This is a genomic window from Bacillus sp. RAR_M1_44, assembly GCF_020165935.1.
GTDB lineage: Bacteria > Bacillota > Bacilli > Bacillales > Bacillaceae > Bacillus > Bacillus altitudinis.
Map to the genome: position 1 here is coordinate 1399440 of NZ_JAIUKX010000001.1, position 14384 is coordinate 1413823.

At 40.6% G+C, this 14384-nt stretch carries 12 protein-coding genes; 1 reads left to right on the top strand and 11 read right to left on the bottom strand.

What is annotated here, in order from left to right; all coding sequences use genetic code 11:
- Positions 1-23: 23 nt before the first annotated feature.
- The 5 genes from LCD34_RS07590 to LCD34_RS07610 form a co-directional block, all read right to left on the bottom strand.
- Positions 24-1286, bottom strand: a complete 1263-nt coding sequence (locus tag LCD34_RS07590) for a murein hydrolase activator EnvC family protein (protein WP_113746933.1) — start codon at positions 1284-1286, stop codon at positions 24-26.
- A 114-nt stretch (positions 1287-1400) separates the two neighbouring features.
- Positions 1401-2291 carry a permease-like cell division protein FtsX gene (gene ftsX / locus LCD34_RS07595; protein WP_017368131.1) on the bottom strand — a complete coding sequence of 297 codons (891 nt, stop codon included), beginning with the start codon at positions 2289-2291 and terminating at the stop codon, positions 1401-1403.
- Positions 2284-2970 (bottom strand): cell division ATP-binding protein FtsE, encoded by a 687-nt coding sequence (gene ftsE, locus LCD34_RS07600; protein ID WP_008348229.1) that lies wholly within the window; start codon positions 2968-2970, stop codon positions 2284-2286. Before ftsE ends, ftsX begins: the two co-directional genes overlap by 8 nt.
- Before the next feature lie 382 nt (positions 2971-3352).
- Positions 3353-3682, bottom strand: coding sequence for a cytochrome c551 (gene cccB / locus LCD34_RS07605; RefSeq protein ID WP_008348231.1), 330 nt, complete (start codon positions 3680-3682; stop codon positions 3353-3355).
- Between the two features lie 48 nt (positions 3683-3730).
- Positions 3731-4579 (bottom strand): YitT family protein, encoded by an 849-nt coding sequence (locus LCD34_RS07610; RefSeq protein ID WP_060781471.1) that lies wholly within the window; start codon positions 4577-4579, stop codon positions 3731-3733.
- A gap of 189 nt (positions 4580-4768) precedes the next feature.
- Between LCD34_RS07610 and LCD34_RS07615 the strand changes: the two genes are divergently transcribed.
- Complete coding sequence (locus LCD34_RS07615; protein WP_039169771.1) at positions 4769-5503, top strand: alpha/beta family hydrolase; 735 nt, start codon at positions 4769-4771, stop codon at positions 5501-5503.
- Between the two features lie 215 nt (positions 5504-5718).
- Here LCD34_RS07615 and LCD34_RS07620 read toward each other — a convergent pair whose 3' ends face one another.
- The 6 genes from LCD34_RS07620 to LCD34_RS07645 all read right to left on the bottom strand — a co-directional run bounded on the left by LCD34_RS07620 (position 5719) and on the right by LCD34_RS07645 (position 14383).
- Positions 5719-7512, bottom strand: a complete 1794-nt coding sequence (locus LCD34_RS07620; RefSeq protein ID WP_144625655.1) for a M3 family oligoendopeptidase — start codon at positions 7510-7512, stop codon at positions 5719-5721.
- 124 nt (positions 7513-7636) lie between these two features.
- Positions 7637-8738 (bottom strand): peptide chain release factor 2 gene (prfB, locus tag LCD34_RS07625; RefSeq protein ID WP_098680723.1). Its coding sequence is split into 2 segments (ribosomal slippage): positions 7637-8665 and positions 8667-8738, totalling 1101 coding nucleotides; the frame shifts between segments, so codons are not numbered across the junction.
- A gap of 67 nt (positions 8739-8805) precedes the next feature.
- A complete protein-coding gene (gene secA / locus LCD34_RS07630) occupies positions 8806-11331 on the bottom strand; it encodes a preprotein translocase subunit SecA (RefSeq protein ID WP_035701569.1) in 2526 nt (841 codons plus the stop codon).
- Between the two features lie 199 nt (positions 11332-11530).
- Positions 11531-12094 (bottom strand): ribosome hibernation-promoting factor, HPF/YfiA family, encoded by a 564-nt coding sequence (gene hpf, locus LCD34_RS07635; RefSeq protein WP_007499992.1) that lies wholly within the window; start codon positions 12092-12094, stop codon positions 11531-11533.
- Positions 12095-12283: 189 nt separating this feature from the next.
- Positions 12284-13969, bottom strand: a complete 1686-nt coding sequence (locus LCD34_RS07640; protein ID WP_224558739.1) for a methyl-accepting chemotaxis protein — start codon at positions 13967-13969, stop codon at positions 12284-12286.
- A 33-nt stretch (positions 13970-14002) separates the two neighbouring features.
- The gene (locus LCD34_RS07645; RefSeq protein WP_142156118.1) at positions 14003-14383 is read right to left on the bottom strand and encodes a hypothetical protein; all 381 of its coding nucleotides are present in this window, start codon (positions 14381-14383) and stop codon (positions 14003-14005) included.
- Position 14384: the final 1 nt, after the last annotated feature.

Genomic DNA, 14384 nt, shown 5'->3' on the forward strand with positions numbered 1-14384 from the left:
AACATGCTGTTATCGGCTGTTTGTCAGCGGATATATTGCGCTGGATTGACTGCATTTGATTTCGCGCCATTCCATAATCCTTTATGAATTTCAAAATGAAGATGCTGGCCATCTGATTGACCTGTGTTCCCCATATATCCAAGGAATTGACCTTGCTCGACTCTTTGACCTGTTGACACACTTCTTGTTGAAAGATGGGCGTACACCGTTTGATACGTTTGGCCATTGATATTATGTGTAATGAACACCACATTCCCATAGCTCGTCGAATAGCTTGAGTTCGTGACTGTTCCAGATGCGGCTGCAACGACAGATACTGTGCCTCTAGCTGCAATATCTAATCCGTAATGCTGTCCGCCAGAACGTCCGCCAAAGCCTGATGAGAAACGGCCTGCAGCTGGCTTAATGAAACCTGAGCTACTTGCTGGTGTATCTGACACTTGATCAGATCCTCCACTTGGTGCAGGTGCACTTTTTTCAGCAGCTGCTTGTTCTGCTTTCTTCGCTTCTTCTTTTTGACGGCGTGCCTCTTCAGACTTTACCGCCGCTTTTTGATTTGCTAAAATTTCTTGTTCATTTTCGAGATTGCCCAGCTCATCATGTGCATGTTTCTTTTTATCTGTCACATCACCTAGGATTTTCTCTTTTTCCTTATACTTCTTAGATAGGTCCTTTTTCAACGTTTCAAGCTCTTTCAAAGATGTTTCAAGTCCACTTAGCTGTTTATTTAGCTCTGCTTCTTTTTGCTCTACTAGCTCCAAATCATTTTCGTGTTCTGTAATCATGTCTTTATCTGCTTCGACGATGGTTGTGACAGCTCCCACACGACTGACAAAATCACTAAAGCTACGAGCACCTAGCAGCACATCTAAATAGTTGATTGTACCGCCACTTTTTTGCATAGAACGAATTCGATCTTTGAAAATCGCTTTTCTCTTTTCAATTCGCTCGTTGATGACTTCAATCTCTTTTTTTAGTTTTTTGATCTCTTGTTTCGTCTGTTTGACCTCTTTTTCTTTTTCAGCGACTTTTTCAGTTGCGGCACTTACTTTTTGGTCAATTTTTTCAATTTCTTGCTTTAGCTTTGATTCTTTCTTTTCAAGCTTTGCCAGTTCTGATTTCTTTTTCTTCAAGGTTGATTCAGTCTTCGATGTTTTCTCTTCAATTTGTTGACGTTTTTGATCTAGGTCTTCGTATGCGAATGCACGATTTTCGTTCCCTGGAATGTATAGCCACGTTGTTCCAATAAACGCTGCCATTCCAGCCATCATCAGCTTTCTTTTCAAAACGATATTCCCCTCCCATGACAACTGCCTGCATGAAGAGTCGACCGGATGATTTGGATCAACCGGTCACATCTTCTATAGAATCCTCGAGTGCTGCCATCAATATAAATAGATTTATACTTTCAAGAATTTACGGATGGACGTTAAACTTCCCCACACACCGATAATGGCACCGATCAATAGAAGGACCAGTGATACTTGATAGACAAACGGATTGTATGGAAGCATTGAAATAAATGAACCTTGTACCCTTGGCGCCACCCAGCCGACAGCATATTGATACGTGCCAAGCAATACAGCGATTGGTATAATCGAGCCAAATACACCAAGTAGTAATCCTTCGATGAAGAACGGCCAGCGGATAAACCAGTTCGTTGCACCTACTAGTTTCATAATCTCAATTTCTTTACGTCTAGCAAAAATCGTAATTTTGATCGTATTGGAAATCAAGAACATCGCTGTAAATAAAAGCCCAATAATAAGTGCGATGCCGACATTACGTGCCACTCCGACAACATTAAAGAGTCGGCTGACCTCTTCTTTTCCATAAGTGACTTTATACGTCCCTTTTAGGTTTTCTAATTTCTTCGCTACTTTTGGTGTATCGTGGGGATCTGTTGTTTTCACAATAAACGCATCATTTAATGGGTTTTCTTGATCAACCAGTCCCATAGATTGTCCATTTTCACCAAAGCTTTTAATCAGTGCTTTTAGTTCATCATCCTTGGATGAATATTTCACATCACTGATTTCAGGAATCTTCTCAATTTCTGCTTTTAATTCATCCTGCTGCTTTTGATTCGCAGTTAAATCGATGAGAACTTTTACTTCTACTTCTTTCTCAGCGTTCGATGCCATGTTATTCAAGTTGAGCATAATAACAAGAAAAACCCCAACTAAAATCAATGTGACAGTGACCGCACTAATTGATGCAAATGTCATCCACGTGTTTCTTCCAAGTGAACGGAAGCTCTCACGTAAATGCCGCGAGAGAGTTTTAATCATAAATTCCGTACTCCCCTCTTGCTTCGTCACGCACAATCATTCCATCTTCGATTGCGATGACGCGTTTCTTCATGCTGTTTACAATCTCTTTGTTGTGTGTCGCCATGACGACTGTTGTTCCGCGGTTATTAATCTCTTCCAGTGTCTTCATGATTTCCCATGAAGTATCTGGATCAAGGTTTCCTGTCGGTTCGTCTGCAATGACAACCTCAGGATGATTGACGATCGAACGAGCGATCGATACACGCTGCTGTTCACCGCCGGAAAGCTGATCTGGAAATTGACGAGCTTTGTGCTTTAATTGCACCAAATCAAGTACTTCAAGCACTTTTTTCTTAATAATACTTGGCTGTTCACCAATGACTTCAAGAGCAAATGCCACGTTCTCAAAGACCGTAAGACTTGGAAGCAGTTTGAAATCTTGGAATACTACGCCAATTTCTCTTCTCACATAAGGAATTTCTTTTTCCTTCATCGAGCCTAAATCTTTGTTATTAATTAAGATTTTCCCTTTTGTTGGTTTCTCTTCACGATACATCATTTTAATGAACGTGGATTTACCAGCACCACTGGGACCAACAACATACACAAACTCTCCTGGATGGATAGAGACATTGATTCCATTGATCGCCTTTACACCATTAGGATAGATCTTATAGACTTCCTTCATTTCAATCATGTAATCACCTAATCTTTTCTTATTCGCTGTCAAACAGCTTATCATGATGTTCTGACACTTCTCGTCAAAAAACGTTATGTATGGTCACGCACATACCCTTCGATACGCACAAGCAATTTATGTCCTTTTCATCCAAAAAGATGAAAAAATTGAATCGTCTAAATTTCAACAACTCCAATTATACGTCATGAATCGACGCAATGGTATTACATTTATATTTCAAAACTTATAAATAAAAGGTAAATAGAGCAACCAAAACCGAAAAACATGTCTTTTTACCCTTATTTTTTAAATAAAATTTAATATAATACGTTTTCATACTATCCAAAAGTCTTTTTCTACAAATAGAAAATAAAAAAACCTTGTCGATTAGACAAAGGTTTTATTTTTTCTCTGCAAGCCATTTGGCGACTTCTTTTGCTTGTTTTTCATCTACCATTCCGCTTGGCATAGATCCTTTACCGTTCTGGGCAATATCTGCAATTTGGCTTTCATTATATTTCTTCCCGACTTCTTTCAGGCTTGGGCCGCCTCCGCCAGATAAGTCTTTTCCATGACAGCCAATACAGTTTTGCTGATAAATCTCTTCACCACTGCTCACACTTGAAGCACTTTTACTGCCTTCTTTGTCACTGCTACTTGAATTTCCTCCACAGGCCGCAAGTACAAAAAGCATAGCGACAAAAAGAAGCGTTAATCCGCTCTTTTTCATGTATTTCCCTCCCCTACAATCATTTGGTCAACGTTATTATATCCTTGTTTACGCCCTTTTAAAACCCTCACCAAGCACCTCTTTTGCATCCATGACGATGACAAACGCTGATGCATCGATCGCTTTTACCACTTGTTTCAACTTTGTGAATTGTGACTGCCCTACAACACACATTAAAATAGGCCGGTCATGGTCGGTGTACCCACCTACTGCTGAAATCTTCGTTACACCACGATCAATTTGATCAAACACCGCCTGTCTGACCTCATCCTCATGGCCCGTAATAATCATGGCCATCTTCGAGTGACTAAAGCCAGCCTGTACGACATCAATCGTCTTGCTAGAAATGAACACACCGATCACAGCGTACAGTCCTTCTTCAATCCCAAAAACAGTCATGGCCGCCAAAACAATCAAACCGTCCATCATCGCTAAACAAGTACCTAACGTCAGCCCTGTATATTTATTGATGATTTTGGCCGCAAGTGCCGTTCCTCCCGTTGAACCATTGCCGAGGAAAACGAGCCCAATTCCGATCCCAATCACTACACCGCCAAATATTGCGGCGAGCAGTGCTTCATGGGTGACAGGAGCAATGTGTCTTGTTAAGAACACCATTAAAGGTAAAAAGACAGAACCAACGAGCGTTTTTATCCCAAATGTTCCACCTAATAAATAAAAGCCTGCGATAAAGAGCGGAATATTGAGACCCCATTGTACATATGCAGCTTCAAAACCGAATGACTGCATAATGGTACTGATTCCACTCACACCGCCAGCAGCAATCTGATTTGGTAATAATAACGTATTAAAGCCAACCGCCACGATGGCTGATCCTATTAAAATAAGCACATAATTTTTCACTTCAATCCAAAGTTGAGAATGTTCCTGCTTCATGTCTTTCTTCCTCCGTTACTTCTGAATGCACACCTATTTTAAGCCCTCTCATTCAGATTGTAAATAACAGCCAAATGCAGTGCTAATGGATTAATACTTTATCACACAGCCGGATCAGCGTACTTGCCGTTTGGCAGAAGAGTAAATGATGGTATATTTAATATGTACATGAGAAAGAAGGGACATACGATGAAGAAAATACTGAAGATCACCGGTATTACATTACTTGCACTCATCATCTTAGCTTTTGGTGCTTTCTATACATGGAGCCGCTTTACATATGGACCATCGGAAGCGTTAAAAAAGCAGATGAAGATTGAGCAAGTCGATCATAAAAATGGGGTATATTCATTTGAAGCATCAAAAAGCGATACTGGCATCATTCTATATCCTGGGGCAAAAGTTGAACCTCTTGCTTATGCCTATCTAGGGAATGCGCTGATGAAGAAAGGCTATTCGGTCTTTATCCCAGACATGCCATTTTCCTTCGCGATTTTTAATACGAAGAAGGCAGAGGATATCCTCAAAAGTCATCCAGCCATCAAGCATTGGTACATTGGCGGACATTCGCTAGGCGGGACAGCTGCCGCTATGTATGCAGAGAAAAATCAAAGCAAGCTGGACGGCCTCTTTTTCCTTGCCTCCTATCCTGCATCAGATGATTTGAAACAGGCTTCCTTGCAAGTATTATCTATTTCAGGCGAAAAAGATGGGCTGGCGACACAAGAAAAAATCAAAAAATCGAAAAAGCAGCTACCTTCTCAAACGGTGTACCATGAGATAAAAGGCGGTAATCATGCTCAATTTGGCATGTATGGCAAACAAAAAGGGGATCAGCCTGCAGACATTCCAGTCCTCACGCAACAAAAAGACATCGTTCAGACGATGCTGGAATGGTTAAAACCAGCAAAAAAGCTCCCGTAATGGGAGCTGCAGGATTGTTGACAAAGGGCTAAAATGAACTTGATTTTAGCCCTTTGTCTTCTTTTCAGCGTGATAGAAAATCTTTGCAGCCCTAGGAAGGACGAGCATCGGTGCGGAGCGAATCTGACATTCGTGAGCACCGAAGCGCAGGACTGACACCGAATGCGAGGGTTTGTCTACACGCTGAAGCTCCCGTAATGGGAGCTTTTCATTTTTTATGCCTTCGTCGCTTCTAAAAACTCTTCAGCATCTGCCACAGCCAGTGAAATGGCCTCTTCCCAAAATGCTTTTTGAGTCAGGTCGACACCTAGGTGCTTATATGCCAAATCTTCTACAGTCATTGACGCTGTATCTTTTAATAGCGCAATATATTTCTCTTCAAATGATGCCCCAGCCTGCAATGCTTTCGCGTAAATACCTAGAGAGAACATGTACCCGAAGGTGTAAGGGAAGTTATAAAACGGGACCCCTGTAATATGGAAATGCAGTTTAGACGCCCAGAAATGCGGATGGTATTCATCTAAAGAGTCACCAAAGGCTTCCTTCTGTGCTTCTACCATCAACTCATTCAAGCGGTCAGCTGGCACTTCTCCTTGTTTGCGCTCTTCATAAAAGCGTTGTTCAAATAAGAAGCGTGATTGAATATTCATAAAGAATGCCACACTGCGCTGCAGCTTATCCTCTAGCAAACTGAGACGCTCTTCTTCATTGGCCGCCTCTTTTAATGAAGCATCTGCCACAATCATTTCTGCGAATGTAGACGCAGTTTCAGCTACATTCATCGCATATTTACGATTCAACATCCGAACATCCTGCATGACTTCCTGATGGAACGAATGACCAAGCTCATGTGCTAGTGTCGCTACATTGGATGGAGTCCCTGAGAAGGTCATAAAAATACGTGATTCTCCGCTATCAGGGAAATTCGTACAGAAACCGCCCACTCGTTTGTTTGGGCGATTCTCAGCTTCTACCCAGCGTTCATTAAAAGCTTTTTCAGTAAAAGCAGCAAGCTCTTTTCCAAACCCTGCGAAATGCTTGATAATAAAAGCGGCTGCGTCTTGATAAGAATAGGTTTTTGTCTCACTTCCAATAGGCGCTCCCACATCAAACCAGCTTAGTTTATCAACCCCAAGCATGTCAGCTTTACGTTGTAAATAATCAATGAATGGCTGCTTACGTTCATCAATGACAGACCACATTGTATCGAGCGTCTCTTGTTTCATCCGGCAAATATCAAGGGGCTCTTTTAATATATGATCCCATCCTCTTGCTTCATATACTTGTAGACGAAAACCAGCGAGATGATTGAGTGTGCTTGCAAACAAATGTTCATCCTGTGTCCATGCATGTTCTAAATTATGATAGACGGCTTTTCTCACTTCACGGTCTGAATCATCCATCGCATTTTCTGCTTGGCCTACAGAAATCATTTGTGTTTCACCATTTTGCTCAAATGGAATGGTAATTTTGTTCACCAAGCTAGAATAAAGTTCATCCCACGCATGATACCCATCTACTGCTAGTTTTTGAATGAGTGTTTCCTGTTCAACAGGCAGTTGATCTTTTACATGTTCTCTTCGTTCATTTAATATGTAACAAACATCTGAAAAAGCGGCTGAATCCATTAGTTCTTCCCACTGGCTAGTAGGAATCTCAGCAAGTGATTGATCAAACCCGGCTAGAATGGTTCCTAATTCAGCTTCCAGCTTGGCAATGGACCCCCGGAGGCTGCCCGCCTTCATATCCTTTGTATTTTGAGATTGTAGACAAGATACAAATGAACCTGCTTGTGCTAATTTTTTATATGTGATTTCATACGTTTCAAGGACAGCTGTTAACTTTTTTTCAATTTGTGTATCTTCTTTTGAAAAGGCATCTACCTTTTGTCGTAACTCATCTAATAGCTGCTGTATATGCTCTAAGTATGTGATAAATTCTGATGAAGAACTGCCTCCTTTAAAAAAGGCATCTAAATCCCACGTCTCTTGTAATGGTTTTAATCCCAAATTATTTCCCCCTTTAATTGCTAATTTCATCATACAAAGGATATAGAGTCAGTATGGTATATGTATTCCTTTATATTCATTATATTTTCTCACAATTAAAAAAACCCGGCAAGAAGCCGAGTTTTTATGATAATTTTGAACGTAAATACGCATCGATAAAGGAATCTAAATCTCCATCCATCACCGCTTGAACATTTCCCATCTCCGTGTTGGTACGATGGTCTTTCACAAGAGAATATGGGTGGAAAACATACGAGCGAATTTGGCTTCCCCAGCCAATTTCTTTCTGTTCTCCTCTGATTTCATCCAATTCCGCCTGTTGTTCTTCGATCCGTTTTTGATAAAGCTTAGACTTCAGCATTTTCATTGCACGTTCTCTGTTTTTGATTTGGGATCTTTCCGTTTGGCACGTCACGACGACATTTGTTGGGATGTGTGTGATACGAACCGCAGAGTCCGTCGTATTGACGTGCTGCCCCCCTGCACCACTTGCACGATACGTATCCACCTTAATATCCTCTGTACGAATATCGATATCAATTTCTTCATTAAATTCTGGCATGACATCACAGGAAACGAAAGATGTATGTCTACGGCCAGATGAATCAAATGGAGAAATACGGACTAAACGATGGACACCTTTTTCTGCTTTTAAGTAACCGTAAGCGTTATGTCCTTTAATCAGTAATGTCACAGACTTAATTCCTGCTTCATCACCAGGAAGATAATCAAGTGTTTCGACCTTAAAGCCTCTGCGCTCTGCCCAGCGGGTATACATTCTGAGGAGCATCGATCCCCAGTCCTGTGATTCCGTTCCACCTGCACCCGGGTGAAGCTCAAGAATGGCATTGTTTTTGTCATACGGTTCACTTAAAAGAAGCTGCAATTCAAACTCGTTAAATTGTTTTGTTAAGTTCTTCAGTTCTTTTTCAAGTTCTGCATGAAGATCCTCATCGTAGTCTTCTTTTAATAAATCATGCGTCATTTGCAGCTCATCATGAGATTCACTGAGCTCATGATATGTATTCACATAATCCTTCAGTGCATTGGCTTCATTAATGACACCTTGCGCTTTTTGCTGGTCATTCCAAAAGTCAGCCTCTGACATCGTGGCCTCAAGCTCTGCAATTTTCGCTTCTTTTGTATCGAGGTCAAAGAGACCCCCTAAAATCAGCTAGCCTGCTAGCCATATTTTCAAGCTCTTGTCTAATTTCTACTAATTCCATATCCTTCACCTCATAGATGTATGGGGGCTGACATGAATAGAAAGAGGTTTTCACCTCTTTCCATTACTTATTCTGTCTTCCCATGACAATTTTTATATTTCTTGCCGCTTCCGCAGTGACATGGTGAGTTTCTTCCGATATCCACTACTTTACGCACCGGCTTTTTCTTCACTGTTTTCTCCTCATCGCCTTCTTGAGGCTGATGAGCAGTTGTTTGTCCTTGAACGACTTCTTCACGTTCTAGGTTGTTTTGGATTTCTGATTTTAGCACATATTTAGCGACGTCATCTTCAATTGAAGCGACCATATGCTCAAACATCGCAAATCCTTCCATTTGATACTCACGAAGCGGATTGGTTTGTGCATATGCACGTAAATGGATTCCTTGACGCAGCTGATCCATTGCATCGATATGATCCATCCACTTCGAATCTACTGCACGAAGAACGATGACTTTTTCAAATTCACGCATTTGTTCATCGCCAAATGTCTCTTCTTTTGCATCATATTTCTCTTTAATCCGCTCCATGATGAATTCGGTGATCTCATCTGCTTCTTTACCGAAGATATCTTTGACCGAAATGGCACCTTCATCTAAATAGTTCGTGTTAATTAATTCAACAAGACCATCTAGTTTCCATTCTTCTGGAAGTTCTTCTTTCGGCGTGTAAGATCCAACAGCCCGCTCAATAGACGATTGAATCATATTGATCACAATCGATTTCAAGTTATCAGAATCGATGACTTCAAAACGCTGTTTGTAAATGACTTCACGCTGTTGACGAAGAACATCATCATATTGCAGAAGCTGCTTACGGGAATCAAAGTTATTCCCCTCAACACGTTTTTGAGAAGATTCAACAGCTTTTGAAACCATTTTACTTTGAATTGGAGTAGAGTCATCCATACCGAAGCGATCAAGCATCGCCATTGTCCGCTCTGCACCAAATCGGCGCATCAATTCATCTTCCATCGAGAGATAGAATTGAGTAATCCCTGGGTCTCCTTGACGACCAGAACGACCACGGAGCTGGTTATCAATACGGCGTGATTCATGACGCTCTGTCCCAATAACAGCAAGACCGCCTAGTTCTTTCACACCTTCGCCAAGCTTGATGTCTGTTCCACGTCCCGCCATGTTTGTCGCAATTGTGACGGCACCTTTTTGTCCAGCTTCCTCAATAATTTGTGCTTCACGCTCATGGTTTTTCGCGTTTAACACTTGATGTGGGATGCCTTTATTTTTAAGCAGTTTTGAAATTAATTCAGATGTCTCAACCGCAACAGTTCCGACAAGGACCGGCTGTCCTGTCATATAACGCTGTGCGACGTCTTCAGCTACTGCTTTAAATTTGCCATCCATCGTGCGGTAAATTAAATCAGGTCTGTCATCACGCACAACCGGTTTATTGGTTGGGATTGTGACAACCTGCATATTGTAAATGTTACGGAATTCCTCTTCTTCCGTTTTCGCTGTACCTGTCATACCAGATAGCTTTTCATACATACGGAAGTAGTTCTGGAACGTAATGGTTGCAAGTGTCATGCTTTCATTCTGCACTTCAAGACCTTCTTTTGCTTCAATGGCTTGGTGCAGACCTTCACTATAGCGACGTCCTTTCATTAAACGTCCTGTGAAGGAGTCAACGATGACGACTTGACCATCTTCCACAACATAATCAACGTCTTTTTGCATCGCAACATGTGCCTTAAGAGCCTGCGCGATATGGTGGTTAAGAGCGACATGTTTGACATCAAACAAGTTCTCAATGCCGAATGCTTTTTCCGCCTTCGTCATTCCGCTTTCAGTCAGCTGTACACTTTTTGTTTTAATATCATAAGTGAAATCGTCTTCTATTTTTAACGTACGAACAAAGGCATTTGCTTGTACGTAAAGTTTCGTCGATTTTGCAGCTTGTCCAGAAATAATAAGAGGTGTTCTCGCTTCATCAATTAAGATGGAGTCAACTTCATCGATGACGGCATAATGAAGTGGTCTTTGAACCATTTGCTCTTTATACAGCACCATGTTATCTCGTAAATAATCAAAGCCAAGCTCATTGTTTGTTGAATACGTGATATCAGCAGCGTACGCTTCTCTTTTTTCATCTTTGTCTAAACTGTTTAAGTTCAAGCCAACCGTTAATCCAAGAAATTCGAAAATCTTGCCCATTTCCTCTGCATCACGGCTTGCCAAATATTCGTTGACTGTCACAATGTGGACGCCTTTTCCAGAAAGAGCATTCAAATAAACAGGCATCGTTGATGTCAACGTTTTCCCTTCACCTGTTTTCATCTCAGAGATATTCCCTTCATGTAGGGCGATCCCCCCCATGAGCTGCACCTTAAATGGGAACATTCCTGTCACGCGGCGGGAAGCCTCACGAACCGTTGCAAATGCTTCAACCAAAAGGTCGTCTACAGATTGTCCTTTTTCAAGTTTTTCTTTAAATTCGATCGTTTTATTTCGTAAAGCCTCGTCAGATAATTTCTCGAAATCTTGAGCGAGAGCTTCGATTTCATTTGCCTTTTTTTCATATCGGCTGATCGTACGTTTCGTAGGATCAAACACTTTGTTTAAGATTCCAAGCATATAATAACGCTCCTCTATTTCATGCAATTTTTCGGCATGTCCAAAAGTTTGACAGGTCCATATTTACCTGCATTTATCATACCATACCTTCCTTGATTTCCAAAGAATTTGCAATGATTTAGCACAAAAAACCCGCCCCTTATGAAGGGAACGGGTTTACTTTTTTTTAGGTCATTTTCGGATCAAAAGGAACGAATGATTAAGCGTTCGGCTCAATGAGTCCGTATTTACCGTCATTTCGGCGGTATACCACATTGGTCAAATTTGTCTCAGCATTTGTGAAGACAAAGAAACTGTGACCTAACATGTTCATTTGGAGAATGGCCTCTTCGCTATCCATTGGTTTTAGATTGAAGCGTTTTTGTCTGACGATTTCTGTTTCATCAATTTCTTCGTCATCTTGAACTGCTACTTCGGAAGCACCGTTTCCTCCAGCAAATAAATGCTTTTTCGCACCTTGCTCACGGAATTTACGGTTCACTTTCGTTTTATGTTTTCTAATTTGACGTTCTAATTTACTGGTTGCTAGGTCTACTGCATTGTACATATCCTCATTATGCACCTCTGCTCGAAGTGCTAGATCAGTCATTGGAATGGTAACCTCAACTTTAGATTCTTGATCGTTGTAAAATTTCAAGTTCACGTTGACTGAAGCATCAACATCTGACTCAAAATAACGCTCCAACTTTCCAATTTTTTTCTCGACATGATCTCTTAGTGCAGGTGTTACTTCGATGTTTTCTCCTCGGACATTGTAATTCATGTAAAGAACGCCTCCTTTAAAATTAAGGATATGTAAACTTATTTCTACTTTTCCCTCCTTTTCTCCTGCTCAAACGTAAAAAAAATGTGAATTTTTATTGAAATTTGTCGAATCCTGCGGTGCTTCAGCTTTTACTTGATAGGTGATGAATATATATTCGATTGATTCTTGAAAAAGACCATGGCGCTGTTAAATCTTGAAAGATGAAATAGATGTTTTCAGTGATTGAGACAAAGATTTTAAATCTTCCGCAGCTGCTTTCATTTCCTCATTCGCCGCTAGTGATTCTTCAACAGCCGCCGACATGTACTCTGTTTCCTCAGAATTTCGCTTGGCTCCTTCTTCTATCACACCAACTGTTTGAGAAATTTCTTCTGTACTAGCTGAGATTTGCTCTGTCGTGGCAGAAAGCTCCTCTGCTTTCATCGAGATATCACGGATGGATTCCAGAATTTCTTGAAAGCTCTGTTCAGACAATTGCGATACTTTCACACCTTCTGCTACATCTCGTTCCACTTTCGTCATAGATTGAGACGATCTTTCAGTATCTTTGTTCACGTTGGCGAGTAACTGACTAATTTGATCAGTCAGCTGACTTGATTCTTCCGCCAGCTTTCTGACTTCATCTGCAACAACCGCAAAACCTCGTCCATGTTCCCCAGCCCTTGCTGCTTCAATGGCTGCGTTTAAAGCAAGTAAATTTGTCTGATCTGCAATGGCATGAATATTCCCCAGCAGGCCTTGAATACCGGTAAACTGTACTTGTACATTGGCCATTGTAGAATGATGTTCATTCACAGATTCCTTAATAGAACTCATTTGTTTCACAAATTGTTGAATGAGGGATGCGCCCTCTTCAGCCTTTTCAGTCACTGAAATTGAGTGACCCGAAACATCAGACGTATGTTCAGCCGCATTATGCATACCAGTCGAAACTTCTTGAATCGCCGAAGCTACTTTTCCTACTGCATCAGATTGTTCACGTGAAGCTTCACTGACCTGTTCAATCGAGCTAGACGTCTGTTCACTAGCCGAAATGGTTTGACTGATGGTTTCTTCAAATTGAGCAGCAGAATCAGCTAATTGCCTTGACCCGTTTTGCACCTGTAAGATGAGCTGACGCAAATGAGCTGTCATTTGGTTAAAAGCCGTACCGAGCTGGCCAATTTCATTTTTAGAGGTTACTTCAATCTCTTCAAGTGTGAGGTCACCATCTGCCATTCTTCTTGCTGCATGTGTGACAGAGACAATCGGTTTTGTCATACGATGAACAAACCTTGTGCCAATGACTAAAAAGCCGACTATAATCGCTGCGCTAACGAGAATGAGCGTCAGCAATAATTGGTTACTTTCTTCATTGAGCTGACTGATTTTTTGATCACGCTGTTTCAATTGTGTTTGAGCAAATTCTTTTGTAAAGGTATGTATTTCTTGTTCGATAGGTTGTAATTCTTGACTGAGGCGGGTGTTGAATTCTTTTTGATTGTTAGTATTCAATGAGATAAATAGCCTTTTCGTGGATTCATAATAAAGCTCATTCTTCTGAGAAATCTTTTCTAACAATTTTTTTGCTTGTTTGACTGTACTCAGTTTTAAAGCATCACCTGTTTTTTTATTAATATCAACATAGGTATCTTCAATATTTTGTGAGACTTTCCTATCCTGAACAACCACATACGTTTTAATTTGTGCTTCCTGCTTTTGCAGCAGTGCCTCTAATTCCAGTGAGGTCTGGTACAGCTTTACTTCTTTGGTGAGGAGTGCTTTATATGATTGATCTGTTTTGTAATAGATAAAGCTAGAAAATCCTAAAATACTGACAAACAATACACATATGACAATAAGCCCAAATAAAAATTGATTTTTTAGTCTCATAAATTCCTCCGAATGGTCTGAATTGAACAAAAATTAATGAATGACATACGGCCTCATACAGGCATGTATTTCATCCATCCACTTTCTATATTCAGGTATAAAATATGATGTAAGGAATGACTGGAAGTGATTTGAAGGGAATGTATAGAAAGCTAGTATATCGAAACTTAAAAAAATTTGGTCAAACGATCGAATCGTCTTGGCAAAGTGCTCACTTTCAATAATTGAAAGCAGAAGCGGGTGTGTTGTCTCTAAATGAAAGAAGGCATGGATCAGATCATTAAAGATCCGATCCCCTTCTGTTTTAGCGAAATCCTTCTCAATTTCATCTAAATATTTTAGACTCTCTTCTATCGTATATAGAAGGTCATAATATGTGGTTAATAAAATATAGTCATCTGAACGATACGCCACA